Here is a 25,531-nt window from a genome sequence, read left to right on the forward strand (position 1 = left end):
GTTTTGTGTGGTGGTTTTTGGGTTGTAGGGCTGTGTGACAGATGGCAGCGTCCGATGGATGTTGGCGCACCTCACATTCGCAGACACAAACACGGGCGCCATCGTGGCGCCCGTTTTCGTTTACGCCTGCATCAGTTGAAATTTCTACAAGCGATGATGATTTAACGTCGCAGCCTCTCGGTAGAACTTGACTTGATCGTTTCATCATCCATCTGGCAAAGTTCTGTTTTTAAATGGAATTTTACCTTAATGCGCAGACTTGACTTGCTTGAATGCTACCCATTGAACAATGGCGAGGTCAGTGACCGTGATCGCCAGTTTCATGATGCAGCAGTGAAGAATGGATGGCCTACAAGACCCTTGCACGAAACGAAGTACGCGAATAATGCCCATGACTTTGCGCATATCGCTGCTGACCATGGCGGGGCAAATAACGCATTTAACATGCTACTCGAGCAAAAACTCAAAGACTCTCCCGTTTACAGAAATTGGATTGGTTCTATGCCAAACCTGTATGAAGTTCCGGGCATCAAAAATTACAGAGATGAACGCATCACGCCAAGCCTTCTTCAAGAGCTAGGGGGGCTGTCTGCAACGCTGTCTCCGGGGCAGTTTCTATTCCATGGCGGGGCGTGGCCAGGTGAGCTGAAAGTGGGTTCTCGGGTGAGGATTGATAGACCATTTTCAACTTCGTTGAATGCCAACCCAGCTATCGCCCACGCTTACAAGGATGACCGTGAAGTCAAACGAGGAATTCATCTTTGGGTGATTGAAGTCGGGAACGCCTTTTATCAGCCCGTCTACGTGTATAACATCATCAGTCAGCGTAAGTTTAAGCAAGAGTTTGAGGTGCTTATACATCCTGGTTCTGAAGCAGTTTGTCAGGGTGTTGATTATTCTGGCGAATGTACTGTGATTTCAGTTTTGCTGAACTGAATTTTGTTTCTCGCCAAAAACGCGTTGGCGGATTTTTTTGGGCGTGGCGTGGCTAAATCAATGGGGGGCGCTTGCAGCGCCCGTTTTCATTCCAATCACTGAAACCGCCGATGCTAATTCGGAACAATGTCCTGTCGGAACAATCCATTTAAGTAATTACGAGCGGAAAGGTGCAGGTTTATTTGCGATAGTTTTTGGATATCTCTTTCCATATGTAGTTGTATCGAAACTCAAGCCAGCGAATTAATAACTTGTCTTTCTGTCGTCGAAAATAGCTATTTTTTCTGGTTTGCAAAGTATTTTCTATGTCTGTTTTTAAGTTTTCCAAGTTGAAGGCCGACCATATCATCGGGATTACTGTCTCAAGGTTTGTATGGCAGACAGGTGCAACTTCATGATAAAGAATTCTTTTGACTTCTTCCGGGTCGTAGTCTTCGGTTTGGCGTGCGATGGCTTCATAGTCAACTTCAGTGTCGACAAACGCATCGGACAAAGCCCAGTACACATAGGAACGCTCCTCGTCAGTCATTGAACGTCCCATGTCAAAAACTCCTCCAGTTCTTCGTCAAGACTGTCCGCGACATAGTCGCCAAGAATGCCGCCCGCAATACCACCTGCGACTACAACGGCGATGGCGCAAATTGGAGCAGCAGGGCCGCACAGCATTGAAACGCTCAGACCTGCCAACGCCCCACCGGCTGCGCCGCCACCCAGGATGATTCCTTGGCGCCCGGCTTCCTTGGTTTTATTGTCGGCCTTGTAAATTTCCGAGGCGGCAAAGGCTGCGGTAACGATCCACGCGACCTTTCCCGTTACATTCATTCTCTTGGTGCCGCGAGTAACCTTGGCGTTGTCCACGCCAGATTTTTTCAAAATAAGGTAATGAACTTTGGATTTTTCCACATCGGTTAAAAGATCAAAGTTTTTCTTGTAGAGCGAGTGGGCGTACTTGTCTAGCGTGGTTTGTAGGGTCGGCCCGTTGAGCTTGATATATTGCGCAACGGCAACACCTTGAGCAGATGTAAACTTCCGATGCTCATTCATAATGTTGTTACGCATTTCTTGGCAATACGCCACGCCGTCCTTAGCGGTAACCTTGCCCGCCAACACTTCGGCCTCAACCAGGCGAGACATCTCTTTAATTTTGCTTTGGTACTTCAAGCGAGTGTTGGCGTCCTTGATCGCGTCAGTGGCGAAACGTGCCGCCGCACCTTCCATGCCCGCAATCGCCATTTCCAAAGGTGAGCTGTGTAGGTCATGCTCTTTTTTCAAGAGGTAGCTGCCCGTAATAAGCATGGGTTCCGTCACGCGATGCTCCTTATCTCTGGATTGTACTGAGGATGGATTCGAGGATCGAAGCGCTGTCGGAGACGTTTTCGATGCCGTAATCGATTGCGGTGCAGGTCTTGCCTGTGGGGTTTGAGAATTTGACTGTGTTCTTTGCATCAAACACGCCTTGCATCACCGATCCGTCTTCGAAGTGGGCAACGCAGGGAAGCCCTTCATAGCTCTCGGCGGTCGGAATCTTAAAACCGATCCAGTTGCCATGAATGGTCATGGGAGCAGGAGCCGTAAACGGTGTCGGCGTATGGGAGTCACCAATGATCACCGTACCCGATCCACCGATAACGACATCGCCGTGAGTACCAACCGTGTCCACCAGTGCAGCATTTTTGCCGTTGATAAATACAGTGCCTGACACCGCCGAGGTTAAAGCGCTGCCGCAAGTACAAGTGTCATCTTTCCGAGCAGCGGCAAGCCCATCGAAGAACACATCGGGGGATCCGGAGGCGATAGCTTTGGGACCGTGCCCAGGCATGGGACAGCTGGTGGGGTCGGTGATGCGTGCGGCTGGCTTTGCCATGCTTTGACTTCCTGTCAGCGAATTAACCGGAGCTGACTGTATCAGAGTTGCTGTGATGGATGGCCCATGCACACGAACCACGCTTACGCACAGACCGAATCGACTAAAGAACGGGTGTGCATTGGCAGTCATGTCAATCAGGTGCACAAACTGTAGGAGCGAGCCTGCTCGCGATGGACCTGAGGATGACGCGTTTATCCAGCAAACACGCGTTTTCGTTAACGTCCATCGCGAGCAGGCTCACTCCTACAGGGGGACGGTCCGGGTTTGACCCTTTTTCACCTCCCGGATGATCACACCTTTAAGGGTGTTTATTTCTAGTCAGGCCCCAGTCTTTACAGAGAAGAGCGCGATGAGGGTAAGCTCGCTGACTGTGTTTTGCGCCCGCACGAAAAAGCCCGGCTGATCAGGCCGGGCTTTTTCGGTATTGCGGTGACGCGATTTGTTTATGCAGCGCGGCTTTCGATCAGACGATCCGAGCCACCTTCGGCAACACGGTTTTCGATCAGGCGGTCCGAGCCACCTTCGGCCACACGGTTTTCGATCAGACGGTCGGAGCCACCTTCAGCAACGCGGTTTTCGATCAGGCGATCCGAACCACCTTCGGCCACACGATTCTCGATCAAACGATCCGAACCACCTTCGGCCACACGATTCTCGATCAAACGATCCGAACCACCTTCAGCAACGCGGTTTTCGATCAGACGATCCGAACCACCTTCAGCCACACGACTTTCGATCAAACGATCCGAACCACCTTCAGCCACACGACTTTCAATCAGACGATCCGAGCCGCCTTCAGCGACAACCGGGTGAGTCGAGGTAGCGGCGAAAGCGTTAACTGCAAAAACCGAGAAAGCGATGCTGAGAATGGTTTGGCGTTTCATGATCGTGTGCTCCGGGGTGTTGTTGGTTGGTATGGAGCAGATGTTACGCCGCGGATTTTTTAAGAGAACTTCATTGACGTGATGGTGACCATTGACGGCATTGATAGGGCGAACGGCCTACCTCTGGTGAGTGTGATGATCGGGTGCAGCCCCGGCAGCTGAAACGTGACAGCGCATTGATTACATTGCGTATCAACTGTAATGCGTGACAACGCCTTTCTCATCACCGCCAGTGACAAATACAGTAAGCCGCACGCGACTCGCCTCGAATTGCCCACCGAATTTACTAGCGGCACAGGTGACGACATCAATTTTTTTACTGCGTAATCAAGGTGCCTTTCATGATTAAAAACATTATGAAAACTGCTTGTCTGGCTGCACTTATTGTCACCAGCGCCACAATGCCGCTCGTCCAGGCACAACCATTGCCACTTGATAAGGTCGGTGCTTTACATAGTGAAGACGTTGAATGGCGTAGCTTTCCGGCTTTCCCGAAAGAAGTGAAACTGGCTGTGTTGGCCGGCGACCCGAGCAAGCCAGCACCCTACGTTGTAAGGGTAAAAGTGCCGAATGGCACAAAATTAATGCCCCATACACACCCTGAGGATCGTATCTATACCGTTATGTCCGGTGTTTTCTATATTGGCTTCGGTACTGTTTTCGATCCAGCCAAGCTGGTTGCTTATGGCCCAGGCAGCGTAGTGATACTTCCGGCCAATACGCCACATTTTCACTGGGCTAAATCAGGAGAGTACATTTCACAAGTTTACGGAACGGGTCCGCTAGGCCTTGAGTATGTTGATAGCCAGGATGATCCTCGTAAGGCGTCGAAGTAACTTCACTTGCCGAAAAGCCTGGATGCTTTGGGGGCACCAGGCTTTGGCGTTACGCTCGAGCGGATAGCGTTCAGATCGAGCCATACCGTCGCCCCGGATTGGGTTTCTGTTTGCAGGCTAAACCAGGCCGACAAACGACAGGATAACCAGGACGATCACCACGGCCCCAACGATGTAAATGATATTGTTCATGAAAACTACCTCTTTATCTGAACGGGATTTCGACACAAAGGCGTCTAATACTAACGACACCTGCGCGGGCAATTCCGTTCCGCAAACCAGTGCATCGTCTGTCCAACCTCGGCAACATCCCGCTCGAAGTCATCGATTTACAGTCCGGCAGCTACTTAGGCGAGGACGATATCGAGCGTTTGGAAGAAACAGGCCCCAGAGCGGACCTTGACCGTCGGTAAGTAGCTCTTACAATCTCCGACCTGAGTAAAATGGCACTTGACCGGTACCGGTAGAGCATTAAATGAGGTGGTGTCGTATGCGTGATCTACCATGCCCTTGCTGCGGTTTCGTAACCTTGGAATGCGAGTACGGCTTGTACGATATCTGCCCCCTTTGTGGCTGGGAAGACGACGCCGTCCAGTTAGCCAATCCAACGTCAGAGGGAGGCGCAAATTCGATTTCCCTCGCTGACGCGCAGACGAGTCTCTTAAACAAATACCCAATAGCTGTTCGGCTTGCGGGGGGATTTCGACGAGGGCTCGGATGGCGACCGTTAGACGCCAACGATATTGAGGCTGCGAACGTACTTAAATCCGTCAAGCACTGGCACACCATCGCCGTTCGCTGGGAGTCAGAAGCCTATTGGTCAGTGACGGGAACGACCGACGTCACAGACCGCAATTACAGATGAACAAACTGTAGGAGCGAGCTTGCTCGCTCCTACATCAACACTGCGCACATCAAGAATCCGTATTTATTTACTCCTTCGCTGCATCCAGAAAAGCAGCGCGATCAAAGCAAGTGCTGCTCGATCCACTCTGCAACGGTGGTGGTTTTGATTTGCCGTTCGGCGTTGTAACTCTGCGCCTTGTCCCAAGCGACACCTTTGCCCTCGGCAAACACCGCCCGGTACTTGCGCGTCGGATCATCGGGTGCGGCGACCAGATCGGCCATGAGCGCGGGCACTGTCCATTCGACACGCTTGATCGTGCGGTTCAGCAAGCGGTCGACAGTGTCGGCCAATTGCCCGTAGGTGAGGGTGTCACCGGTCACGTAGACAACCTGATTCACCAGCACCGGATCGAACAGGATAACGGCGGTCAGCAGGCCGATGTCCTCCGGCGTGGTGACCGTCACGGCGGTGTTCCAACTGCCCAGGGCGCGTACGGTGTTCTGCGCCAGATCGACAACGCCGAACGCCGGCTCGAACAGGAAACTGGTGAACATGCCGGTCGAAATGATCAGCCATTGCAGTCGCGATTGAGCGCGCAGCAATTGGCGCACATCCAGTTGCTCGTCAAACAGATCTTGCGGGCTGCCTCGACCAATCACGTCGTAATCCACGCCGAACTGCCACGGCACATACCGTTTCACTTCCGACTGCAACGCGGCGCGGGCGAGTTTGACTTGCGTCCCGCTACCGGCGACGAAACCGAGACAACTGACCAGCGTATCGAAACCGCTAAACCGCGCGGCAAGCTGCTCCATGGAATCGTTCACCACATCGCCCGGCAGCACCTCGATACCCAACGTGTCCAGTTCTTCGAGCGTTTGGCGTTTGTGCACGGACGTGGTATCGATGGCCGACGGTCGCAGCATCACCGTAACGCGAGCCTCCGGTCGAGCGGCCAGCTCGCGCAGTACGACCATGCCAAGCTCACCGGCACCTAGCACCAGAATATTTTCGGTTTTTGCAGGATTGAGCGGGTGCATCGACAACTCCCAATGAATGATCAGCAACGATTGTTTTTCTATCCTGTCACCCTTGGCGAACGTTCAGAAGAAGGCACACGCGTGATACCGCATGATGAAATGAGTGAAGAAGAAGTGATCCGCGAGTCCCAAGCCGCGTGCGATGCGCTTAGCGCCGAGGACGATGGACTCAAGCGCGAAGTCCTGACCCATGCGGGCAATCGTTGGTCGCTGGGTATCGTTCATACCCTGGGGTGCGCGGGGAAGTTGCGTCACGCCGAAATCGGCCGGCGTTTGCAGGGCGTCACGCAACGCATGCTCACTCGCAGTCTGCGGCAGCTGGAACGTGATGGAATGATTGTGCGTTTTGATTACGGCGAAGTGCCGCCGAGGGTGGATTATGAGCTGACTCCGCTGGGGCGTAGCTTTTTGGCTCGGATGGTACCGTTGTGGACTTGGTTGTTGGAAAATGCGGAGGGTTTTCGGGCTGCGCGGGTGCGGTTTGACGGTGAGAACCGATCTGGCGAGACGTAAAAAGGAAAGGAGATGGGCGGAAGCGTTCGCCATACGTTCGCATTTGTGGCCCGGCCTCACCGACTCGTTTTGGCCGATTGCTACCTGACGGCAAGGACAGAATTGTTGTCGATTAATCAGCCCTGTGAACGCTTTATTGTCCCCGCGAGCGCTGCGGCCTCATCGCGTAAGGCATCAAACTTATTGTTCAACTCAACATGCCCGGGCTTCCAGGCAAAAGCGCCGTTGATGCTGCTCTGACCAAGTATCAGGTCACTGAATGAACCCGCTCCACCGTAACCTGACAGTAAGTATTCAATGCCGTAGTAATCAGAGTTCATCACGTGTGCTCTGGCCTTGCGAATCCACTGGCTCCAGTGGGTATCACCATCGCTTTCAAGCACGGTGGCGAGTTGATCCAAAACGTCGATCAATTGTTCGGTCATTGGACCCATGCTCCAAGTCTCCAAAACTGGAAAGCGTTTTTCCCTTGTACAACTACTGAAACCGCCGATGCAAATCCGGAAAAATATCCTGGGCAAACCAGGCAGGCAGACCGGGTGTGACGATTCGGGATTTGGGCGTTTGGCTTTCCACCAAACCAACTTTGATCAGCCGCGACAGCTCATCGATTGCCGGGCGTGGGGTAAGGCCGGTGAAGGTCTTGAATTCGTTGCGCGGCAAGCTTCCTTGAGTGATGAGCGCAATCATTGCCGGCGCGCTTTCCGGGCGAATACCTTGTTGTAGAAGTTTCTCGTTGTTGTGAAACGCGCGTATGACACGCTCGCGAATTTGGGACGGGTCTACCGCTGCGGTCATGTAATCGACCTGATCGTGACAAACCTGCAGCATGAACTCGATGAACTCGAAATAGCGTCGCTGAGACAACTGACCTCGTCCGTCCAGATCACCCTCTCTTGGGCGGTCGGCCATGGTCAGGGCTGCGTAGTAATTCTGGTGTTGCCTTGCCAGCCCACGAGACAGCGACCACAACGTTGGTCGCAGTCCCAGACTCACCAATTGAAGATGAGTGACCAACCGGGCAACGCGACCATTCCCGTCCGCGAAGGGATGAATCCAGGCAAGGCGATGGTGGTAGGCAAGCGCAGCAATCAGCTGGCGACGGGAATCTGTCTGCCGCCCGAATCCTGCCTGAAGGTGCTGCAACATTCCGTCTACAGCGCGAGCGTCCGGAGCATCATGATTGCCAACGACAACGTTCTGACCTGTGATCGATCGCAGGATGCCGGGGTGCATGACCGAGCCATCTGACAACGTGCGCTCCGTGTCACTGGCGCCGCGAAAAAGCCGTTTGTGTGTCGTGCTCACAAGCTCGGGCGCAAACATGTCACCCCAGTCGAACGGTGCACGCTGGCGCAACGCCCGTTCGAGCAACGCTTGCACCGCCATCTGTTCAACCGCGAGGTTTTTGAGCTGCTTGCGGTCTTTGACCGGCGCCGCTTGCGCTCTCTGCATCTCGGCGGGCTCGGTGTATTGCCCTTCGATCAGGTTCGAATAGTACGTATTGGTGATTTGCAGGAGACGGCCGAGGCGTGCAGCGGTTTCGGACGGCAAGCGGCCCGCTAGAAATTGCGTCTTTCTGGGCAGCGCGTCCGCGAGCGCAATGATCGATGGAGGCAACGTGTCAGGGAGAATGGGGTCGAGCCAGGTTTTTGATGTGATCAGGGACATAGCGGTTTTTACCGTATCAAAGTCTTCACATTTTATTTCACATACTGACTTGATGAACAAGCGCTAATTTATTGGGCTGTAGAGGTTTTATTGGAGCTTTAGCGAAAATTATCTTCACATTTTATTTCACATATTTTTTGTGGAAATCGCTTCGGCCGACTGGCTCACAAATGGATCCTTCGCCGTGTTGACGTGTCGTTCGCAACTGCCGAAAAACGGGTGCGCATTCGCAGCCATATCAGGCAGCTGCACAAACTGTAGGAGCGAGCTTGCTCGCGATGGACCAAAGAACCCCGCGTTACTCCAGGAACCCCGCGGCTACGTTCAAGACCATCGCGAGCAAGCCCCGGCAGCTGAGTCGACCTGTGCGGCGGGATGGGTAGTGCCAGTCATGGGGACTATGCTGTTGCTGGACCAGTTCACGGTTGAATAGACTGCCTTCTTTGGCGTCTCGCGAGCAGCGTCACGTCTACTTCTTGATTGTTTTTTGCCCCGAGGAATATCTGGCCTGTCGTATGGCCGCCCTCAGGTACCACTATGAACCGCCGCCACGTTATCAGCTGATTAGAAAGATGGAGCTTCTGTGATCCCAGGATATCGCACCCGCATTTACCGTTTCATCGGTGCACTGTTACTCCTACTCGTTGCTTTGGTGTTGGCTCTGGAACTATATGACGCTCTGACCACTTGGCAATTAGACGCATTGACAGGGCCTCGTCGAAACACGATTAACGAACACCTTGTATTCGACGAACAACCAGAGCGCTTCGTTTTGTATCTGCTGCAAAAAGTCATGTTTTTCATTTTAACCGTCGTAGTAGGGCTCGTTATGCGATGGGAGGCTCTGTCGGGGCGACGGGCGTACGAGCATCGGCAATAACGGCAGTTTGCTCACCGTTTGCGGTCCGAGCCTTTTTGATTGCAGCGGTGCTTTTAGTGCTTGCCGTTCTCTACATCGGGTACTACGAAGCGCTTGAAGATGGTGACATCGAGACCATCCTGTTTATCAAGAAACACCCAACTGTTCGGATGAAGTTCTACAACATCCACGCCAATGATGGGGAGATCAGAAGAGTAGAGCGCCTTACGGAGGAGGAGCGGAAGTGGATTGTCGACTACTGCAGATACAGATTATGAATCGACACGGCGTTAAAGACTCATGACGACGTTGAAGTTTGCAGGAAGAAATAACCAGCGGTTGGGCAACACGGGTGGTCAGATCCAGAGACAAAAAACGGGCGCTTGTAGCGCCCGTTTTCATTCACTCCTTCGCTTGCGCTCGCAATCGCCGACCAATCACATCCATCAAGTCACACCCATCGCGCAACGGAATGGCCAGCAGTTTGGAGAAGTCTGACAACACCACCGTGTCGCAACCAATCTCGGCGCGAAACGCGATATTTTCCAGCACCTGAGTAACTGCGCGAATTCGGTAGTCAGCTGCGGCTTGCAATACGTCGAGTGGGGCTTCGGTGTCGATGAGCAGGGAGGCCGGGACCAGGTCGATTCCGGTGAGGGGCATGTATCTTTCCATTAGTGAAACTCCGATCAAGGCAAAGTTTGACTGTCCCTCAATCGTCGCCAAACGAATGGGTGACAGCTGTACGCAGGTTGGCGAACCGGGATCGGAAAACCGGCAGACCCGAAGGTCTCCCGCGCACAGCTGCCATAAAGACAGCTTTGCGGGCATGCAAAAGCGACTGCATTAAAGCACAGCGCTTTTGCATCCGACCGATCAGGTCGCCAAACCCGAATCGCCATATTGGGCGACGGGTCGGACTATAGGCTTCATCAGAACAGCGGGGAAGGTGACGCATTCCGAGGTTTGTGTAGGAAATTTTATGGTGGTCCTAGGACCGATACGCCCCTTCCGTTAGCGACTGCTATCGACTAGAAGCAGACCTTTGTCAAAAGGAGTAACTCCTGTCAACACCGGTCCACTGAGGTGTCTACGAAGCGTGGGCGATTCACCCGCCACCGCATGATGGCATGTTGACTCTTATCTCCAACCAATGCCAGAATCCCGCCATGCCTCTAGGGGGTGAGCGGGTGCCCTAAAGCTCTGGATTTAGCTATCAGAGAGATGTGCGGCAGAAGTAGAGAAAGCCTCGAAACTGCTGGATTTAGCGATTTATTTTTGCGTGGTTGCATCCGTGGGAAAAGGCTCAGCATTCGTGTTGGGCTTTTTTTTGATCCAGAGGAACCTATGATATTAGAAAAGCAACTGCTTAAATTTATCCAGGCTGAGGCGGAAAAGCTAAGTGATCGCCACCACGCTTACCACAACTCAGTTAACTTAGAGTATGAGCGTAAATCTAGAAGGTTGTTGGACCCAGGAGAAAAAGTTGTCACGCTGCCGCCACAATGGGGCGTGGATAAAAAATTTAACCCTTTTTACGTAAATAAAAATCGCAAGAAAATCGCGCATTCAATAGCAGGCAAAATACTTTCGGGCACTTATATTCCAAATGCACCTGCATCTATGGAGGTTCGCAAGCCATCGGGTGGGTATCGCACCGTATCAATTTATCAAATCCCAGATGCTGCGGTGTCATCTCTGTTTTATCATCAATTGCTCAAAAAAAATAAACATAGATTAAGCTCCTTTGCTTACGCTTATAGAGATGACCGTAACGCTCATTTTGCGATTCAAGATATTTCACTTGAGCTAGGTCAAGCTCCTAGGATATTTGTTGCAGAGTTCGACTTTTCAAAGTTTTTTGATAATATTCAGCACGACTATCTTTTTCAGCAATTTGACCAAAACGGTTTTTCGATCAGCGAAAGTGAACGCAAGGTAATCCAAGCTTTTCTAGGGGCATCCGGCAAAGGTATACCGCAGGGCACGTCAATATCTCTGTTTTTAGCAAATCTAGTTTGCTGGCAACTCGACAAGAAGCTTGAACTTGCGGGGTTGAGATTTGCTCGTTATGCAGACGACACAATTATCTGGGCAAATGATTATCAAAAAATCAACGTAGCCTATGAAATTGTATATAAGTTTTCGGTGGAAACTGGCGTTGCGATCAATCTAGAAAAATCTGAGGGTATAAGTTTGCTATGCCCTAAGGATCATAAAAGTGAGTTTGCGCAATGCAAGGATTCTGTAGACTTTCTAGGATACAAACTCTCGAAAGAAAAAATATCGATAAAAGACAAGTCTGTAGTAAAAATAAAAAAAGAAATCAGCTATATATTGTATAAGCACCTAATCCAACCGCTTAAATCATCAGTCCTTAGATCGTTGACCATCCCAGCGAACAATAAAGATTCTGATCTGCTACGAGCAATCTCCGAAATAAGAAGATTTCTTTACGGAGACTTGACTGATGAAATGATATCCAACTATATAAATGGTGCTAGCAGTCGGATTTTCTTCAAAGGCACGATGAGTTTCTATCCGCTTCTCAATGACGAACTCCAGCTCCGCAACCTCGATACATGGTTGGTACTAGCAGTATTCAAATCTATTAAGCTCCGAATGAAACTTTTGGCTAAACACGGTTATAATAGGAGTCATTCAGCTCCGTTTAATATACGTAAAAAAGATATTGCGTCTACGTTGCGAAAACAGAAAGTAGATGGAAAGAAAAAGCTACAGCTTCCCAGCTTTTTCTTTATATATCAGGCCTTAAGAAAAGGGTTGTCTGACATGGGCGTTGAAGGGGTCATGAATCCGAAGTCAAATATGTACAATTATTAGAAATTTCATCTGGTGTGAACAGGGAGCGGATTTATTTAATCAAAAAATAAATCCGTCCCCATTGTTGTTAAACCTAGCTATTCATCATTCTGAGCCCTAAAGCGAATGTTATCTTTGAGGCCGTTTTCCTCCGCCCATTTCCGCACAATCGTCCTTAAAGTCAGCAAAAAGTCATTTCCTTCAAGACTTTCTTTAGAGAACGGCTCATGCTGTTCTGAGGACATTAGGTCTGTCAGGATGTCTTGGACAGCTTTAGCTAAATCATCTTGCTCGGATATTTGAAGATAAGCATTCAGTGGTTTGTCTTTCGACGCTTCGTCTCCGCCTAAAAAGCGCTCGAAGTCTGGAATGCTGATTCGATGGCGAACCGATACCCCTGCTTGCCTAGCCGACAAAACTGCGTCTCGAATTTTCTTATTTTCTGTCCACATTCCATTTTTATGACCATTCGTTTTATAAGGAGGATCCGCATCGTGCACCAGTCCAAAGTCTATTTTGAAGTGGGTCATAACTTTTATTAACGGTACTAAAATTGCCTTGCCTCGGGCACGAATTATAGTGACTTGGTCAATCAACTCATGTTGGCGCTCAATGATCGATGCCATGAATGCGGCATGCTCCGTGTCTCCTTCAACGAGTATCGGATACGATCCAAAAAACACTTCTGAAAAACTGGGGTCGATGTGTTGTAAAGCTTGAAGACGTTTTTTGTCGTCCCCTTCAAACTGTATCAAGTCAGATCGATACGTCTTCGGCGCTATAGGTGAGTCATCAGCATCTTGAGGCCGTTCGAGCCGTACTATTGTAGTGTGATCTTCAAAAGGGTTTATAAAGTATGGCGAGTGCGTGGTCATAATGACCTGCCAGTCAGGGTTCTCTGCCAATTTATACAGATGACGTTGGGCGGCACGAGCAGCCATTGGGTGTAAGGCATTTTCCGGCTCGTCAATCAAAAGTAGGTATCCAGGAAATGCCGGATCGTCTGGGCTTTCTGGAATGGGGGCTCCACTTTCATGAGCATCAAGCCGCGCTTGAGCATGAGCTAATAACTCAGCCAACTGATCGGCGTTCTCTCCTTTAGGTGGTTTTGAAACTTTCTTGGTAAGTTCAGAAATCTCCTTTTCTACTCTTTTTTTGTATTCGTCTCGTACTTCTTTGTCTCGGTTAAGTTCGTTGTGCACTTGTAGCATCGCCCAAAATAGAGCTCTTCTTGCTCCGGTACCTTGCTGTATCAGCGCGGTATCGGCAGCACCATCTTTGACCCTCAGGCTAGATCCGCTTTTGACAAGATCAGTTACCTTAGGTGCTAAAGGAGCAGCGCCGACTTTCAGGCTGACATCAAGCATAGGGAACACACTTTTGAATCCAGTCGAAACTCTGCCAGCGATTTCGTTGAAGTGTTCTTGGTGCTGTTCACTAAGCAAATTCATGCTTTGTGAAACGCTAGCTATGGCTATTGCTAGATCCGACGCAGGGTCGTTCCGGGCTTTTTCCAATCCGGCTAGAAGTGGTGAAAGGGCGAGAGTAAGGAGCATTTCCTCTGTCTTGGCCGCATCGTCTAGAGATCCAATTCGAAGAGAGCGCGGCAGTCGAGAGTTGAAAACGGGATCAGCGCCTCCGGCCTTACCGTCTTCTGCCCAATCGCCGTTCCCTTCAGGTCCGGCAGTCGGATCCCAGGTCGATCTGACTTTCTGAAAGCTCGGAGCGCACCACTGCCATCGACTTTTTACGATCTGAAGACCATCTTTTTCGTACTTCCATTTTGCATCTATGTTCCCAATGCCTTCAGGAATATGCACCTCAAGGAGAACCTCAGAAGGTTGGTCATCTAATGCGTGCTGGTAGCGATCTCGTGATACGTCAAATGCAGGCGATCCACCACCTCTGGCGAGCTCATATGCCCTGAGAATCGTCGATTTGCCGGCGTTATTTTTCCCTACTAGGCAAACAATATTATCGAGCTCAATTTGTACGCCTTCGTCCCCGATACACCCTATGTTGCGGGCCGTCAGTCGCAGCAATTTTGAACGATTTTCTACTGGCATCATTCCTCCGATGAATGTAATTGCACTAACAGCAGGTATTCATTTGTGAATTGCCGCGTTTTGGGACATACAGTCAGGCATGCTCCTCTGAGTGCGGAGACTCAGAGCCTAGCTCGAAGCCAGCAAAATGCCATGACGTAACACATTGCTTGATTTCTAATGGGTGCTATTAGCAATTTGAAGTCACTACTAGCCTAAGCGCCCCCGCGTATTCGAGATGGAACTTCCCCTCAATGCAAACCCCCACCACCCAACACCCCCTCTGGAAAACCTACCTCCTTTTCCTCACCCCCATGGTCCTCTCCAACTTCCTCCAATCCATGTCGGGCACCGTCAACAGCATCTACATCGGCCAAATGCTCGGCACCCAAGCCCTGGCTGCCGTCTCCGGCATGTTCCCCATCGTCTTCTTCTTCATCGCCCTGGTCATCGGCCTCGGCGCAGGTGCGAGCGTTCTCATCGGCCAAGCCTGGGGCGCGCGGGAACCGCATCTGGTGAAAACCATCGCCGCTACCACGTTGCTGCTGGGCGCAATCATCGGCCTGACCGCCGCGGTGCTGGGCAGCGTATTCGCAAGGCCAGCCTTGCAAGGCTTGGGCACTCCGGCTGACGTGCTGGACGACGCTGTGTCCTACGCTCACGTGATGATGTGGATCATGCCGTCGCTGTTGGTCTACGTCCTGTTCACCCAACTGCTGCGCGGGGTGAGCGATACGGTGTCGCCGCTGATCGCATTGGTGGTGTCGACGTGTATCGGCCTGGCGCTGACGCCGGCGTTGATTCGCGGTTGGTTCGGGTTGCCGATGTTGGGGATTCAGAGTGCGGCGTATGCGGGGTTGGTGGGGAATTTGTCGGCGATGGGGTGGCTGGCGTGGCGGTTGATTCGGCGGGGGCATCCGTTGGCGCCGGATCGGGAGATGTTTGCGGCGATGCGCCTGGATCGGGTGATTCTCGGCAAGGTGTTGCGCATCGGTTTGCCGACCGGGTTGCAGATGGTGGTGTTGTCGGTGTCGGAGTTGGTGATTCTGGCGTTGGTGAATCAGCACGGTTCGCAGGCGACGGCGGCGTATGGGGCGGTGACGCAGATCGTCAATTATGTGCTGTTTCCAGCGTTGTCGATTGCGATCACGGCGTCGATTCTTGGGGCGCAGGCGATTGGGGCAGGGCGCATTGAGCGGATGGGGCCGATTCTGCGCACCGGGTTGTTGATCAACGTGTGCCTGACCGGTGGGTTGGTGGTGTTGGGTTACCTGTTGTCGCACTGGTTGCTGGGGTTGTTTCTGACGGACGATTTGACTCGGGCGAAGGCCGAGCACTTGTTGCACATCATGCTCTGGAGCCTGTTGGTGTTTGGCTTTCAGGCGATTGTCGGCGGGATCATGCGGGCCAGCGGCACGGTGTTGGTGCCGATGGCGATTTCGATTGTGTGCGTGCTTGGCGTGCAGTTGCCGATGGCGTATGTGCTGGACGGGCAGTTCGGGTTGCAGGGTGTGTGGATGGCGTTTCCGGTGGCGTATTTGGGGATGCTGATGTTGCAGACGCTGTATTACAAACTAGTGTGGCAACATCAGAAGATTGAACGCCTAGTGTAGATTGGATCCCTTATTTCAATCCTGGCCCTAATAAGTATGACTGTTTTAGTTGGTGGGGCCCTGAATGCGAGTTGGTCTCTATTGCAGATATCGTTAGTGAGGTAGCAACTAATGGATCCAATGGAAGGATCTAAGGCCCCATGTAATTTACCAGGCCAGTTGTCACGTGGCTTTCAGGGAAGTTGAGTATTATCCAACGAGGCGAGTTGCTTTTGCTGAACTAACCGTTTGTCGGTGGTTTGCACGAAAAATGAACATTTTTGCTTTAATGCCCTCTGATACTTCAGCGCGTCGCCATGACCCGCCCCTGCAGCTGCAGAAAGAGAAGTGGATCCCGAACCTCATATGCATTGAATGCAAATGAGGATTTTTTTACCTGAAATTCAGGAGCCAACAAATAGCCGAACTTGATTTGCCGGGCAAATTAATCGGTTCAGCCGCGCCAAATCACTGATTTGGCTTGTCTTTTATCAGTCGGATCTCGTAGGGCCTGTAACTCGATTAGAGCCCCGCTGAACTAATGATTCGCACTGTATAATCAGTTGGAGAAGTACCGTGTCTATAAATACAATTATGAGTCTGGTCGAAAACAAAGAGTGTATGGAATTTGTGCGGTTGGGTGTTGTTTATGCTCACTTGGTCGCCTGTTGTGTTGCCATTGGTTTGGTGTTGACCAGTGATATAGCCATGGTTAAGAACTTGTTGAAGGGCAAGGTGTTGTCGGAGCACGATAATGCGCATCTGGAAAGTCTCCAGACGTCTGTCGTCGTTGCATTGATTGCGTTGTGGGTCACCGGTATTGCAATTGTGGGTATTGATTACCTGGAGAAGGGAGTCGAGTACTTCATGAACCCGAAACTTCAAGCCAAAGTGATCATTGTCATGTTGCTGACGTACAACGGCATCTTGTTGCATCGCCTGGTGTTGCCGGCTATGCAGAAGGCCGGATCGCTGCTCAAGCTCGAGTTTAGCGCTCGGATGCTGGCGCTGTTCTGCGGCTCGCTGTCGGCGGTGTCCTGGATGTATGCGGCCCTGCTGGGTGTCGGACGCCCGTTGGCCTGGAAGTATTCACTCTCTGAACTGTTGATGGCGTATCCGCTGTTGATTGCACTGGGTTTCCTGGCAATGCTGGCATTGACTCAACGAGTGATAAAACAGAACGACGATGTGGTGCCGCAGCGGGCTGTTGCGAGTGCTTGCTAAGTTGTAACGTTCGCTGAACTTTCCGGACACCTCCGGTTTAAAAAGAGGGCCACCCGTAACAGGGTGGCTCTTTTTTTTTGCGTCAAAAGTTGCTCCAGAAAGTCGAGTCGTCGGTGTAGGCCGGCGGGCTTGCTGTCGTCCACCTTCGGACTGACAATCCAGAGTGACGGTGATGTAAACCGACAGGCTTGATCGCCTGGGGAGGTTTTCCACATGAGTCCTTCATCGACAACCATTCTGCAAGACCGCGCCGATGCCGGTCGGCGGCTGGTGGCGCCGTTGCTCAAGTACGCGCATCGCCCCGATGTCATCGTCCTCGCCTTGCCCCGTGGCGGTGTGCCGGTGGCGTATGAAGTGGCGACCGCGCTGGACGTTCGCCTCGACCTGATGCTGGTGCGCAAACTGGGCGTTCCGACCCATCAGGAGCTGGCGATGGGCGCGATTGCCAGCGGCGGTATTCAAATCCTCAATGAGCATACGCTGCGGGCACACCCGATTGATCAGGCCGCGTTCGATGCCGTGGTCGCACGGGAAACCCGCGAACTGCTGCGGCGTGAGCAGGTGTATCGCGGAACGCGCGCGCCGGTGCAGCTCAAGGATCAGGTGGTGATTCTGATTGACGATGGCCTGGCGACGGGCGCTTCGATGAGGGCGGCGATTCACGCGGTGCGCGCACAGGCGCCGGCGCGCATTGTCGTCGCGGTGCCGGTGGCGCCGGTTGAAACGGCGGAGGCGCTGCGCGGTGAGGTGGACGAGTTGGTGTGCCCGATCACTGCTGATTGGTTTATGTCGATCGGGCATTGGTACATGGATTTTTCCCAGACTGCGGATGCCGAGGTCATCGGTTTGTTGACGCGGGCGTGGCAGCGGCAGGGGAGTGGGGCGGCGTAAACATTTAGGGTTTGAGAAATGGGTCATCCGTTGCAGGGTGGCCCATTTTTTTGGGCTGGAAGTTGCGTTGATCTTGAGATCGCTATCGCCAGCAAGCCGGCTCCTACAAGGATCGGGTTTGCACGCGGACATTGTAGGAGCCGGCTTGCCGGCGATGGCGGCCTGATGGTTTATACCGCTCGTCGCAGAACTCGCTAACCACCTATTGACACCCACCGGCATCTGCGTGAATATTCATACATCGCATACGACACAATCGAATACGATACTAAATCAAACCTATCGCAACATCGAGGATTCACCCCATGAGCAAGATCGAAAAAGTCCTGGCCACCGGCAAAACCCACACCACCGCCAGCGCTGCCGGCAACACCTCCGGCGGCCACAACGGCAGCCTCGACATCACTCTGTCGACACCCGGCAGCGCCAAACCCGCTCATGTGTTTGCCGGCACCCAGCCGCACCCGGCTGCCGAGCAACTGTTCGCCGGTGCATGGTCGGCGTGCTACACCGCAGCCGTCGGTCTGGTGGCCAATGATTTGAACGTGGTGCTGCCAGCGGACTTCTCCGTCGACATCGAAGTCGATCTGGGGCAAACCGGCCCGGCCTACTTCCTTCAGGCTCGTTTGACTCTTCGCGTACCTGGCCTGCCACACGACATCGCCACCACGCTGGCGCACACCGCTGATCAGATCTGCCCATACTCGAAAGCAACACGCGGCAATATTGATGTGGCACTGAACGTCCTCACCGTTTAATTATTGTCAAAGCATCGCGTGCGATAAAAGCGCACGCGAAAAACAAATCCCTAATTGAGAGCATTGATCATGAGCAAGATCGAAAAAGTCCTGGCAACCGGCAAAACCCACACCACCTCTAGCGCAGCCGGCAACACGTCGCGCGGCCACAACGGCAACCTCGACATCGTGCTGTCCTCGCCCGGCAGCGCAAAACCGGCGCACCAGTTTTCGAACATTCTGCCGCACCCGACCGCCGAGCAATTGTTCTCCGGCGCCTGGTCGGCCTGCTATAGCGCCGCCGTCGGCCTGGTGGCCAAGGAGCTGAACGTGACACTGCCGGCCGACACGGCGGTAGACATCGAAGTTGATTTGGGCCAGACCGGCCAGGCGTACTTCATTCAGGGGCGATTGACCCTGCGCGTACCGGGCCTGTCGAACGAGGTCGCAACGAAACTGGCGCATGGCGCCCACGAGATCTGCCCGTACTCCAAAGCCACCCGCGGCAACATCGACGTGACGTTGAACGTCATTACCGAGTGATGCACCGCACGACCGGTTCGACTTCGCCAGGCGAGTCGAACCGGCCGCCGGCCCGGGCAACATCGATAAGCGTCAATTGGGCGCCAATGTGCTCTTCAGCCAATGTTCAAAACGTGTCGCACCCACGATCGGATTCGCCCCAGGCGTCAGTGACTGATCGTTGATGGGCGCACCGAAGTAAGGAACCGTGTCATCCGCGACGACCTCGCGCGGGTCTTTGATGTGCTGCAGATACTGGCTCACGAATTCAACGATTGGCCTGCGATCCGGCCCGGCGACTTCCAGGGTCTGGTTGTCTGGCGCTTTCAAGGCGATATCGGTCAGCGCCGTGGCGACATCGAGCGAGGCAATCGGTTGCAGTGCGGCAGGGGTCAGGTGGATGGTGTTGCCGTCTTCGCGACCCGAGTAGGCAATGGCACCGATGAACTCGAAGAACTGCGTGGCGCGCAGGATCGTGTAAGGAATGCCCGAGTGTTTGATGAGTTTTTCCTGAGCCATTTTCGCCCGGAAGTAACCACTTTCGAGCATGCGCTCGGTGCCGACCACCGACAGTGCAACATGGTGTTTGACGCCGTCGATTTTCTCCGCCGCGAACAGGTTTTTCCCGGCCGTTTCGAAAAAGTGCAACGCCGCGTGATCCTCGAATGAGGGCGAGTTCGCCACGTCCACTACCACGTCTGCGCCTTTCAAGGCTTCCTTCAGTCCTTCGCCACTGATGACGTTGACGCCGGTACTCGGTGACGCTGCCAGCGCTTCATGCCCCAGTGCCCGCAGGTTTTTGCACAGTTGACTGCCGATCAGTCCAGTCCCTCCGATGACGACGATTTTCATGACCCGTCTCCCGTTGCGGTGAATGGAACACTCATTAAACACCTGCATGACTCAGGCATCCGGCGCGTAACGGGGTTGCGCGACAGGTGGTCGGGCCGCAGGTGCACCCATGGCGCAAACGGCGATTTTTTGCTTTAGTCCACCTGTGGCTGGCCTCTGTGTGCAGCACTTCACTGCACCAGGGCGTCCTGCCGGAGAATCCCATGAACCTTCGTTTCCCGCGTTCCGCCGCCGTGCTTGTCGCGCTCACGCTCGGCGTGTTGCCGTGCGCCGATGCCATCGAATACAAACAGGTGAATGAGACCGCCAGCACGATCTCTTTCACGTACAAACAGTTCAGCTCACGGGTCTACGGCACGTTCGGCAAGTTCGAAGGCACGCTGGATTTCGACACGGCGAACCCCTCGGCAGCCCACGCCGTGTTCACGATCGAACTCGACAGCATCGATGCCGGAAGCAGTGACGCCAACGAAGAGCTGAAAAAGCCTGCGTGGTTCGATACGGCCACTTATCCGAAGGCGACATTTGAATCGACCGCTGTAAAAGCGTTGAGCAACAACCGTTACTTGATCACCGGCAATCTCACCCTCAAGAAAATAACGCGCACGGTGCAAGTGCCGGTCCTGCTGAAGTCCCAGAAAGCCATCGGCATATTCGATGGCCAGCTGACGCTCAAGCGCAGCGACTTCAAAATCGGTGAAGGCGAGTGGGGGGATACGGTGGTTTCCGACGATATCAACATCAGGTTCCGGATGGTTGCGCCGGAGCAATAGCTGTTCAGCGTGCTGCGCAGTGTTCTGATTCACCGCGGCTTTACGTCGCTTGCTCTGCCATGGTTTTACTGTCATCGTTCGCGCTACTGGTAATCTTTCTTATTTGAGAAATTTTTGCGTATGCGCGATTTTTCCGTGGCTGATGACGACGTTGCCCGTCGTCAGCGGACGTTCACCGACCTCTATAGCGATCACCATTCCTGGTTGCATGGCTGGCTACGGAAAAAACTCGGCTGTTCGCAACGTGCGGCCGATCTGGCCCATGACGCGTTCATTCGCGTGCTCACCCTCGCCGAGCCTCACACCATCAAAGAGCCGCGGGCGTTTCTGGCGACCATGGCGGGGCGCTTGTTGATTGATGGCGCCCGACGCCGGCGGATCGAGCAGGCGTACCTCGAGGCGCTGGCGATCCAGGCGCATGACGCCGGCATGCCCGACCCCGAAGCGATCCATGTGGCGCTTGAGGCGCTGGAAAAAATCGCTGTGATGCTCGCCGGATTGCCAGACAAGAACCGCGAGGCGTTCCTGCTCAGCCGGCTCGACGGCCTTACCTACAGCGAGATCGCGATTGAACTGAAGGTGTCCGCCAGCACGGTCAAGAACTACGTCGCCGGTGCGCTCGTCCATTGCTACAACACCTTGTACGGGGCGGAACAGCCGTCGTGACGAACATCCAACCACCCTCCGAGCAGATGATCCTTGAGGCGGCTTACTGGCTGACGTTGTTGCACGACGATTTGGCTACCGACGCCGAACGCGTGGCTTTCGATGTCTGGTGCGAAGCCGACCCGCGACACGCGCTCGCCCTGGAGCGGATGCGGGCTTTGTGGGGCGGTTTTGACGAGCTGCCTGCCGCCCCCGCACGCGTTGCCCTCAAGCATGCCTTTGCCCGGCCGGGCCCGAGAGTGTCGGGCCGTGGCGCCCAGGCGATTGCGCTGCTGGGTGTGTTGGTCTGTGGCTGGATCGGCCTGGACAACATGCCGGTCTGGCTCGCCGATCAACGTACCGGCGTGGGCGAGCGGCGCGAGGTGGTGCTTTCGGACGGCAGCCATATTCAGCTCAACAGTCATTCGGCGCTGGACGTGAAGTTCGACGGCCAGCAGCGCGTCATCGAGTTGTTGGAAGGGGAGATGTGGGTCGAGGTGGCCAAGGACGCCCGGCGTCCGTTTGTGGTGCGCACTGATCAGGGGACGGCGACGGCACTGGGCACGCGCTATCTGGTGAAACGCGCAGCCGATGGTTCGACCGTGGTCAGTGTGCTGGAGTCTGTGGTTGCCGCCAAAGCCAACGGCGCCGAGGCGGTGAACGTCGCGGCGGGCGAACAAACCACCCTCAGAGAGGGCCGGGCGCAAGCACCGCAACCCATCGGCAACGCCCACCCGGATGCCTGGACCCGGGGCTTGCTCAAAGTCGATGACCGTCCCTTGAGCGAAGTGCTTCAGGCCCTCGCCGGTTACCGACGGGGCCTGGTGCGCTACGACGAACAGGCGCTGCAGGGGCTGCGCGTCTCCGGCGTGTTCCGCCTCGACGACACCGATGCTGCACTCGCGACACTGGCGGACAACCTGCCGATTCAGGTCGAGCACTTCACCGATCTGCTGGTGGTGATCAAACCCCTCTAACCCCCCAACCCTGTAGGAGCCGGCTTGCCGGCGATCCAGGCGACACGGTTTGTCTGACCCACCGCCATCGCTGGCAAGCCAGCTCCTACAAGGTTGAGGAAGGCATCAATCCCATTTCACCCCAACCTGTAGGAGCCGGCTTGCTGGCGATCCAGGCGACACGGTTTGTCTGACCCACCGCCATCGCGAGCAGGCTCGCTCCTACAGGGTTGAGGAAGGCATCAATCCCATTTCACCCCAACCTGTAGGAGCCGGCTTGCTGGCGATCCAGGCGACACGGTCTGCCTGACCCACCGCCATCGCGAGCAGGCTCGCTCCTACAGGGTTTCGGGGTTTCTAAAAAATATTAATGCAAATCGCTCGCATTCATTGTCTGTTTTTCCGACATGGCCGTCATGGTTAGTAACGCCTTCCATTTCGCAGGATTTCTCATGTCTCGCTTTGCTCGTCCGTTGCACCCACTGGCGCTTTCAGTGGCGATGGCTTTTGTCGCGGCGCCGCTGCTGGCTGCCGAATCACCGGTCGCGGGTTCAAACACCAGTGCTGTCCGCAGTTTTTCGATCCCGGCCGGGGATTTGAGTCAGGCGTTGAACAGCCTGGCCGAGCAGGCGGATCTGGTGTTGGCCTTCGACCCGGCCTTGACGCGCGGTAAACGCAGCAATGGCCTGAGCGGACCATTCAGCACCGGCGACGCACTTGCCCAATTGCTCCAAGGCAGCGGCCTCAACGCCATCGCGCTATCGGCCACGCGCTATCGCATCGAACCTGCGCCCGAGGCGGTCGAAGGTTCTCTGGAGTTGCAGGCCACCAACATCAACGGCGCGTATGCGAGCGAAAGTCCGACCGGCCCGGTGGCGGGTTATGTCGCGACGCGCGCGCTGTCGGCGACCAAGACCGATACGGCGCTGAACGAAACACCGCAGTCGATTTCCGTGGTCACCAAGGACCAGATGCGGGCCCAGGGCGCGGAGAACCTCAACCAGATCTTGCGTTACACCGCCGGTGTGATTCCCGAAACCCGTGGCTCTACCGCTTCGCGACTGGATCAGATGACCATCCGTGGTTTTTCCCCGGCCGTGTATCTGGACGGCTTGCGCATGCCGGGCAGTCGCGATGCCTCGCCGCAAAAAGACTCGTTTGATCTGGAGCGCGTGGACGTTTTGCGCGGGCCGTCGTCGGTGCTGTACGGGCAGGCCAGCCCCAGCGGTGTGGTGAACATGGTCAGCAAGCGGCCGCTGGATACGCCGTTCCATGAAATCGGCGTCGAGTACGGCACCTTCGACAAGAAACGCACGACCTTCGATCTGAGCGGCCCGCTCGACGACCAAGGCGTTTACTCCTATCGCCTGGCCGGTCTGTACGACGAGGCCGATGGTCAACTGGAACACACCGAAACCCAGCGTCAGTCCATTTCGTCGGCGTTCACCTGGCGCCCGAGCGATGACACGTCGCTGACGCTGCTGGGGCATTTCCAGAAAGACCCGAAGGCGGCTTCGTACGGTTCGACACCGGCGTGGGGCTCGGTGTTGCACAGCCCGACCGGGCGTGACATCGATGTCGATTTCTATGACGGCGACAAGGATTTCGAGAAGAGTGACCGCGAGTATTTCTCCATCGGTTACTTGTTCGAACATCACCTCAACGACGTCTGGACCTTGCGTCAGAACGCGCGTTACCTGCGCAGCGAAGGCGTTTATCGCAGCCTCTACAACAGCAACCTGCGCGCCGATTACCGCACTTCCAACCGGTCGACCATTGCCACAGACGTCGACCTGGATGCCTACACCCTGGATAACCAGGTGCAGGCCAGATTCGACACCGGACCGGTGCAGCACACGGTGCTGTTGGGTGGCGATTATCAGAACACCAGCACGGATACCAAGTCCGGTTTCGGCACGGGGCCGACGCTGGATATCTTTGACCCGGTCTACGGTGTTCCGGTCGTCACACCGGCGTTCACCACCGACGCGACACAGCGTAACCAGCAGAAGGGCTTGTACCTGCAAGACCAGATCAAATGGGACAAGTGGGTGTTGCTGATGGGGGGGCGCTACGACTGGGCGACCAACAACAACAGCTCGATGAACTTGCGCAACAACGTCAAGACCAAAACCTCTCTGGACAGCGAGGCGTTCACCGGTCGCGTGGGGCTGGTCTATCTGTTCGATAACGGCCTGTCGCCGTACATCAGCTACGCCGAATCCTTCGAACCGCAGTCGGGCACCGGCTATGGTGGTTCGGTGTTCAAGCCGACCGAGGGCCAGCAATACGAAGTGGGGATCAAGTACCAGCCACCGGGCAGCAACAGCTTTATCACTGCGTCGGTCTTCGACCTGCGCCAAAGCAACGTGCCGACGCTTGATCCGGATCCGACACACCTGTGCGGCACCGGGCGTTGCCAGGAACAGAGCGGTGAAGTGCGCTCCCGTGGTTTTGAACTCGAAGGCAAGGCCAGCCTGAATGACAACCTGGACATCACCGCCGCGTACGCTTATCTGGACAACCGCATCACCAAGTCCAACAGCACCGTGAGCTACGCGCCGCTGACCGACATCGCCGTCGGCCCGGCAGTGCCGGCGAAAGGCACCACCAACTATGGTGTGCCGCGTCATACGGCCTCGGTCTGGGCGGATTACACCTTCCACGACGGCGTTGCCAAAGGCTTCGGTGTCGGCGGCGGGGCGCGTTACGTCGGTTCCTCCTGGGGCGACACTGCCAACACACTGAAGGTGCCGGGTTACACGCTGCTGGATGCGGCAGTGCACTACGACATCCCGCACATCAACAGCCTCAAGGACAACCTGCGCCTGGCGGTGAACGCCAGCAACCTGGCCAACAAAGAGTACGTGGCGTCGTGCTATTCCTATTCGTGGTGCTGGTATGGCGCACAGCGCACCGTTCAGGCGAGCGCGACGTATCAGTGGTAACACCCCGCTGAGCTGACACACCACGTCGTCTGAATCGCCAGCAAGCTGGCTCCTACACACCACCGAACCT

At 54.5% G+C, this 25,531-nt stretch carries 25 protein-coding genes and 1 pseudogene; 16 read left to right on the forward strand and 10 right to left on the reverse strand.

Going from position 1 to position 25,531, the window contains the following annotated elements; all coding sequences use genetic code 11:
- Positions 1–192 precede the first annotated feature (192 nt).
- Positions 193–936: a hypothetical protein gene (locus K5R88_RS02800; RefSeq protein WP_226299137.1), complete on the forward strand. Its 744-nt coding sequence runs from the start codon at positions 193–195 to the stop codon at positions 934–936.
- 178 nt (positions 937–1,114) lie between these two features.
- Here the strand turns inward: K5R88_RS02800 and K5R88_RS02805 are convergent, their stop codons facing one another.
- The 4 genes from K5R88_RS02805 to K5R88_RS02820 form a co-directional block, all read right to left on the reverse strand.
- The gene (locus tag K5R88_RS02805; protein ID WP_226299138.1) at positions 1,115–1,477 is read right to left on the reverse strand and encodes a DUF7079 family protein; all 363 of its coding nucleotides are present in this window, start codon (positions 1,475–1,477) and stop codon (positions 1,115–1,117) included.
- A complete protein-coding gene (locus K5R88_RS02810) occupies positions 1,462–2,244 on the reverse strand; it encodes a hypothetical protein (protein ID WP_226299139.1) in 783 nt (260 codons plus the stop codon). The genes K5R88_RS02805 and K5R88_RS02810 overlap by 16 nt, the downstream gene beginning before the upstream one ends.
- 10 nt (positions 2,245–2,254) lie before the next feature.
- The gene (locus K5R88_RS02815; protein WP_226299140.1) at positions 2,255–2,800 is read right to left on the reverse strand and encodes a PAAR domain-containing protein; all 546 of its coding nucleotides are present in this window, start codon (positions 2,798–2,800) and stop codon (positions 2,255–2,257) included.
- Positions 2,801–3,246: 446 nt separating this feature from the next.
- Positions 3,247–3,687, reverse strand: a complete 441-nt coding sequence (locus K5R88_RS02820) for a phage infection protein (RefSeq protein ID WP_226299141.1) — start codon at positions 3,685–3,687, stop codon at positions 3,247–3,249.
- A 341-nt stretch (positions 3,688–4,028) separates the two neighbouring features.
- Here K5R88_RS02820 and K5R88_RS02825 point away from each other — a divergent pair, with 341 nt between their 5' ends.
- From K5R88_RS02825 to K5R88_RS30840, 3 genes and pseudogenes are all read left to right on the forward strand, one after another.
- Entirely contained in the window at positions 4,029–4,523 is a 495-nt protein-coding gene (locus K5R88_RS02825; protein ID WP_226299142.1) for a cupin domain-containing protein, read from the forward strand.
- A gap of 281 nt (positions 4,524–4,804) precedes the next feature.
- Positions 4,805–4,936: pseudogene (locus K5R88_RS02830) on the forward strand (hypothetical protein); the annotation flags it as partial.
- Positions 4,937–5,013: 77 nt separating this feature from the next.
- Entirely contained in the window at positions 5,014–5,388 is a 375-nt protein-coding gene (locus K5R88_RS30840; protein WP_192417486.1) for a CPCC family cysteine-rich protein, read from the forward strand.
- A 101-nt stretch (positions 5,389–5,489) separates the two neighbouring features.
- On the opposite strand, the gene K5R88_RS02840 is transcribed toward K5R88_RS30840, so the two are convergent.
- A complete protein-coding gene (locus tag K5R88_RS02840) occupies positions 5,490–6,410 on the reverse strand; it encodes an aromatic alcohol reductase (RefSeq protein WP_226299143.1) in 921 nt (306 codons plus the stop codon).
- 99 nt (positions 6,411–6,509) lie between these two features.
- Between K5R88_RS02840 and K5R88_RS02845 the strand changes: the two genes are divergently transcribed.
- Complete coding sequence (locus K5R88_RS02845; protein ID WP_226300229.1) at positions 6,510–6,923, forward strand: winged helix-turn-helix transcriptional regulator; 414 nt, start codon at positions 6,510–6,512, stop codon at positions 6,921–6,923.
- A 116-nt stretch (positions 6,924–7,039) separates the two neighbouring features.
- Here the strand turns inward: K5R88_RS02845 and K5R88_RS02850 are convergent, their stop codons facing one another.
- Together K5R88_RS02850 and K5R88_RS02855 are read right to left on the reverse strand one after the other, a co-directional pair.
- Positions 7,040–7,348 carry a DUF6966 domain-containing protein gene (locus K5R88_RS02850; RefSeq protein ID WP_317848245.1) on the reverse strand — a complete coding sequence of 103 codons (309 nt, stop codon included), beginning with the start codon at positions 7,346–7,348 and terminating at the stop codon, positions 7,040–7,042.
- A 52-nt stretch (positions 7,349–7,400) separates the two neighbouring features.
- Positions 7,401–8,594 carry a Fic family protein gene (locus K5R88_RS02855; RefSeq protein WP_226299144.1) on the reverse strand — a complete coding sequence of 398 codons (1,194 nt, stop codon included), beginning with the start codon at positions 8,592–8,594 and terminating at the stop codon, positions 7,401–7,403.
- Between the two features lie 915 nt (positions 8,595–9,509).
- On the opposite strand from K5R88_RS02855, the gene K5R88_RS02860 reads away from it, so the two are divergent.
- Positions 9,510–9,731 (forward strand): hypothetical protein, encoded by a 222-nt coding sequence (locus K5R88_RS02860; protein WP_226299145.1) that lies wholly within the window; start codon positions 9,510–9,512, stop codon positions 9,729–9,731.
- 124 nt (positions 9,732–9,855) lie between these two features.
- Here the strand turns inward: K5R88_RS02860 and K5R88_RS02865 are convergent, their stop codons facing one another.
- Entirely contained in the window at positions 9,856–10,128 is a 273-nt protein-coding gene (locus K5R88_RS02865; protein WP_192230206.1) for a hypothetical protein, read from the reverse strand.
- A gap of 507 nt (positions 10,129–10,635) precedes the next feature.
- On the opposite strand from K5R88_RS02865, the gene K5R88_RS02870 reads away from it, so the two are divergent.
- On the forward strand, positions 10,636–12,297 hold the full coding sequence (locus tag K5R88_RS02870; RefSeq protein WP_226299146.1) for a reverse transcriptase domain-containing protein: 1,662 nt from the start codon (positions 10,636–10,638) through the stop codon (positions 12,295–12,297).
- A gap of 77 nt (positions 12,298–12,374) precedes the next feature.
- Here the strand turns inward: K5R88_RS02870 and K5R88_RS02875 are convergent, their stop codons facing one another.
- Positions 12,375–14,345 (reverse strand): ATP-dependent nuclease, encoded by a 1,971-nt coding sequence (locus tag K5R88_RS02875; protein ID WP_226299147.1) that lies wholly within the window; start codon positions 14,343–14,345, stop codon positions 12,375–12,377.
- Positions 14,346–14,575: 230 nt separating this feature from the next.
- On the opposite strand from K5R88_RS02875, the gene K5R88_RS02880 reads away from it, so the two are divergent.
- The 5 genes from K5R88_RS02880 (at position 14,576) to K5R88_RS02900 (ending at position 19,308) form a co-directional block, all read left to right on the forward strand.
- Entirely contained in the window at positions 14,576–15,934 is a 1,359-nt protein-coding gene (locus K5R88_RS02880) for an MATE family efflux transporter (protein ID WP_226299148.1), read from the forward strand.
- A gap of 555 nt (positions 15,935–16,489) precedes the next feature.
- Positions 16,490–17,137 carry a hypothetical protein gene (locus tag K5R88_RS02885; protein WP_207286544.1) on the forward strand — a complete coding sequence of 216 codons (648 nt, stop codon included), beginning with the start codon at positions 16,490–16,492 and terminating at the stop codon, positions 17,135–17,137.
- A gap of 213 nt (positions 17,138–17,350) precedes the next feature.
- Positions 17,351–18,028, forward strand: coding sequence for a phosphoribosyltransferase (locus K5R88_RS02890; protein WP_226299149.1), 678 nt, complete (start codon positions 17,351–17,353; stop codon positions 18,026–18,028).
- 305 nt (positions 18,029–18,333) lie between these two features.
- Positions 18,334–18,786 (forward strand): Ohr family peroxiredoxin, encoded by a 453-nt coding sequence (locus K5R88_RS02895; protein ID WP_008030850.1) that lies wholly within the window; start codon positions 18,334–18,336, stop codon positions 18,784–18,786.
- A gap of 69 nt (positions 18,787–18,855) precedes the next feature.
- On the forward strand, positions 18,856–19,308 hold the full coding sequence (locus K5R88_RS02900; protein ID WP_226299150.1) for an Ohr family peroxiredoxin: 453 nt from the start codon (positions 18,856–18,858) through the stop codon (positions 19,306–19,308).
- A gap of 72 nt (positions 19,309–19,380) precedes the next feature.
- On the opposite strand, the gene K5R88_RS02905 is transcribed toward K5R88_RS02900, so the two are convergent.
- On the reverse strand, positions 19,381–20,139 hold the full coding sequence (locus K5R88_RS02905) for an SDR family oxidoreductase (protein ID WP_226299151.1): 759 nt from the start codon (positions 20,137–20,139) through the stop codon (positions 19,381–19,383).
- Positions 20,140–20,342: 203 nt separating this feature from the next.
- On the opposite strand from K5R88_RS02905, the gene K5R88_RS02910 reads away from it, so the two are divergent.
- From K5R88_RS02910 to K5R88_RS02925, 4 genes are all read left to right on the forward strand, one after another.
- Positions 20,343–20,912, forward strand: a complete 570-nt coding sequence (locus K5R88_RS02910) for a YceI family protein (protein WP_226299152.1) — start codon at positions 20,343–20,345, stop codon at positions 20,910–20,912.
- A gap of 120 nt (positions 20,913–21,032) precedes the next feature.
- Positions 21,033–21,578, forward strand: a complete 546-nt coding sequence (locus tag K5R88_RS02915) for a sigma-70 family RNA polymerase sigma factor (protein WP_192496261.1) — start codon at positions 21,033–21,035, stop codon at positions 21,576–21,578.
- A gap of 26 nt (positions 21,579–21,604) precedes the next feature.
- A complete protein-coding gene (locus K5R88_RS02920; RefSeq protein ID WP_192496284.1) occupies positions 21,605–22,534 on the forward strand; it encodes a FecR family protein in 930 nt (309 codons plus the stop codon).
- Positions 22,535–22,965: 431 nt separating this feature from the next.
- Positions 22,966–25,461 carry a TonB-dependent siderophore receptor gene (locus tag K5R88_RS02925; protein WP_226299153.1) on the forward strand — a complete coding sequence of 832 codons (2,496 nt, stop codon included), beginning with the start codon at positions 22,966–22,968 and terminating at the stop codon, positions 25,459–25,461.
- Positions 25,462–25,531 lie beyond the last annotated feature (70 nt).

Source organism: Pseudomonas sp. MM213 (assembly GCF_020423045.1).
GTDB classification, from domain to species: domain Bacteria; phylum Pseudomonadota; class Gammaproteobacteria; order Pseudomonadales; family Pseudomonadaceae; genus Aquipseudomonas; species Aquipseudomonas migulae.

Coding starts and splice junctions, on each gene's coding strand:
- K5R88_RS02805 (WP_226299138.1), bottom strand. CDS start 1,477: ATGGGACGTTCAATGACTGACGAGGAGCGTTCCTATGTGTACTGGGCT.
- K5R88_RS02815 (WP_226299140.1), bottom strand. CDS start 2,800: ATGGCAAAGCCAGCCGCACGCATCACCGACCCCACCAGCTGTCCCATG.
- K5R88_RS02820 (WP_226299141.1), bottom strand. CDS start 3,687: ATGAAACGCCAAACCATTCTCAGCATCGCTTTCTCGGTTTTTGCAGTT.
- K5R88_RS02825 (WP_226299142.1), top strand. CDS start 4,029: ATGATTAAAAACATTATGAAAACTGCTTGTCTGGCTGCACTTATTGTC.
- K5R88_RS30840 (WP_192417486.1), top strand. CDS start 5,014: ATGCGTGATCTACCATGCCCTTGCTGCGGTTTCGTAACCTTGGAATGC.
- K5R88_RS02840 (WP_226299143.1), bottom strand. CDS start 6,410: ATGCACCCGCTCAATCCTGCAAAAACCGAAAATATTCTGGTGCTAGGT.
- K5R88_RS02845 (WP_226300229.1), top strand. CDS start 6,510: ATGAGTGAAGAAGAAGTGATCCGCGAGTCCCAAGCCGCGTGCGATGCG.
- K5R88_RS02850 (WP_317848245.1), bottom strand. CDS start 7,348: ATGACCGAACAATTGATCGACGTTTTGGATCAACTCGCCACCGTGCTT.
- K5R88_RS02855 (WP_226299144.1), bottom strand. CDS start 8,594: ATGTCCCTGATCACATCAAAAACCTGGCTCGACCCCATTCTCCCTGAC.
- K5R88_RS02865 (WP_192230206.1), bottom strand. CDS start 10,128: ATGGAAAGATACATGCCCCTCACCGGAATCGACCTGGTCCCGGCCTCC.
- K5R88_RS02875 (WP_226299147.1), bottom strand. CDS start 14,345: ATGATGCCAGTAGAAAATCGTTCAAAATTGCTGCGACTGACGGCCCGC.
- K5R88_RS02880 (WP_226299148.1), top strand. CDS start 14,576: ATGCAAACCCCCACCACCCAACACCCCCTCTGGAAAACCTACCTCCTT.
- K5R88_RS02890 (WP_226299149.1), top strand. CDS start 17,351: ATGAGTCCTTCATCGACAACCATTCTGCAAGACCGCGCCGATGCCGGT.
- K5R88_RS02895 (WP_008030850.1), top strand. CDS start 18,334: ATGAGCAAGATCGAAAAAGTCCTGGCCACCGGCAAAACCCACACCACC.
- K5R88_RS02900 (WP_226299150.1), top strand. CDS start 18,856: ATGAGCAAGATCGAAAAAGTCCTGGCAACCGGCAAAACCCACACCACC.
- K5R88_RS02905 (WP_226299151.1), bottom strand. CDS start 20,139: ATGAAAATCGTCGTCATCGGAGGGACTGGACTGATCGGCAGTCAACTG.
- K5R88_RS02910 (WP_226299152.1), top strand. CDS start 20,343: ATGAACCTTCGTTTCCCGCGTTCCGCCGCCGTGCTTGTCGCGCTCACG.
- K5R88_RS02915 (WP_192496261.1), top strand. CDS start 21,033: ATGCGCGATTTTTCCGTGGCTGATGACGACGTTGCCCGTCGTCAGCGG.
- K5R88_RS02920 (WP_192496284.1), top strand. CDS start 21,605: ATGATCCTTGAGGCGGCTTACTGGCTGACGTTGTTGCACGACGATTTG.
- K5R88_RS02925 (WP_226299153.1), top strand. CDS start 22,966: ATGTCTCGCTTTGCTCGTCCGTTGCACCCACTGGCGCTTTCAGTGGCG.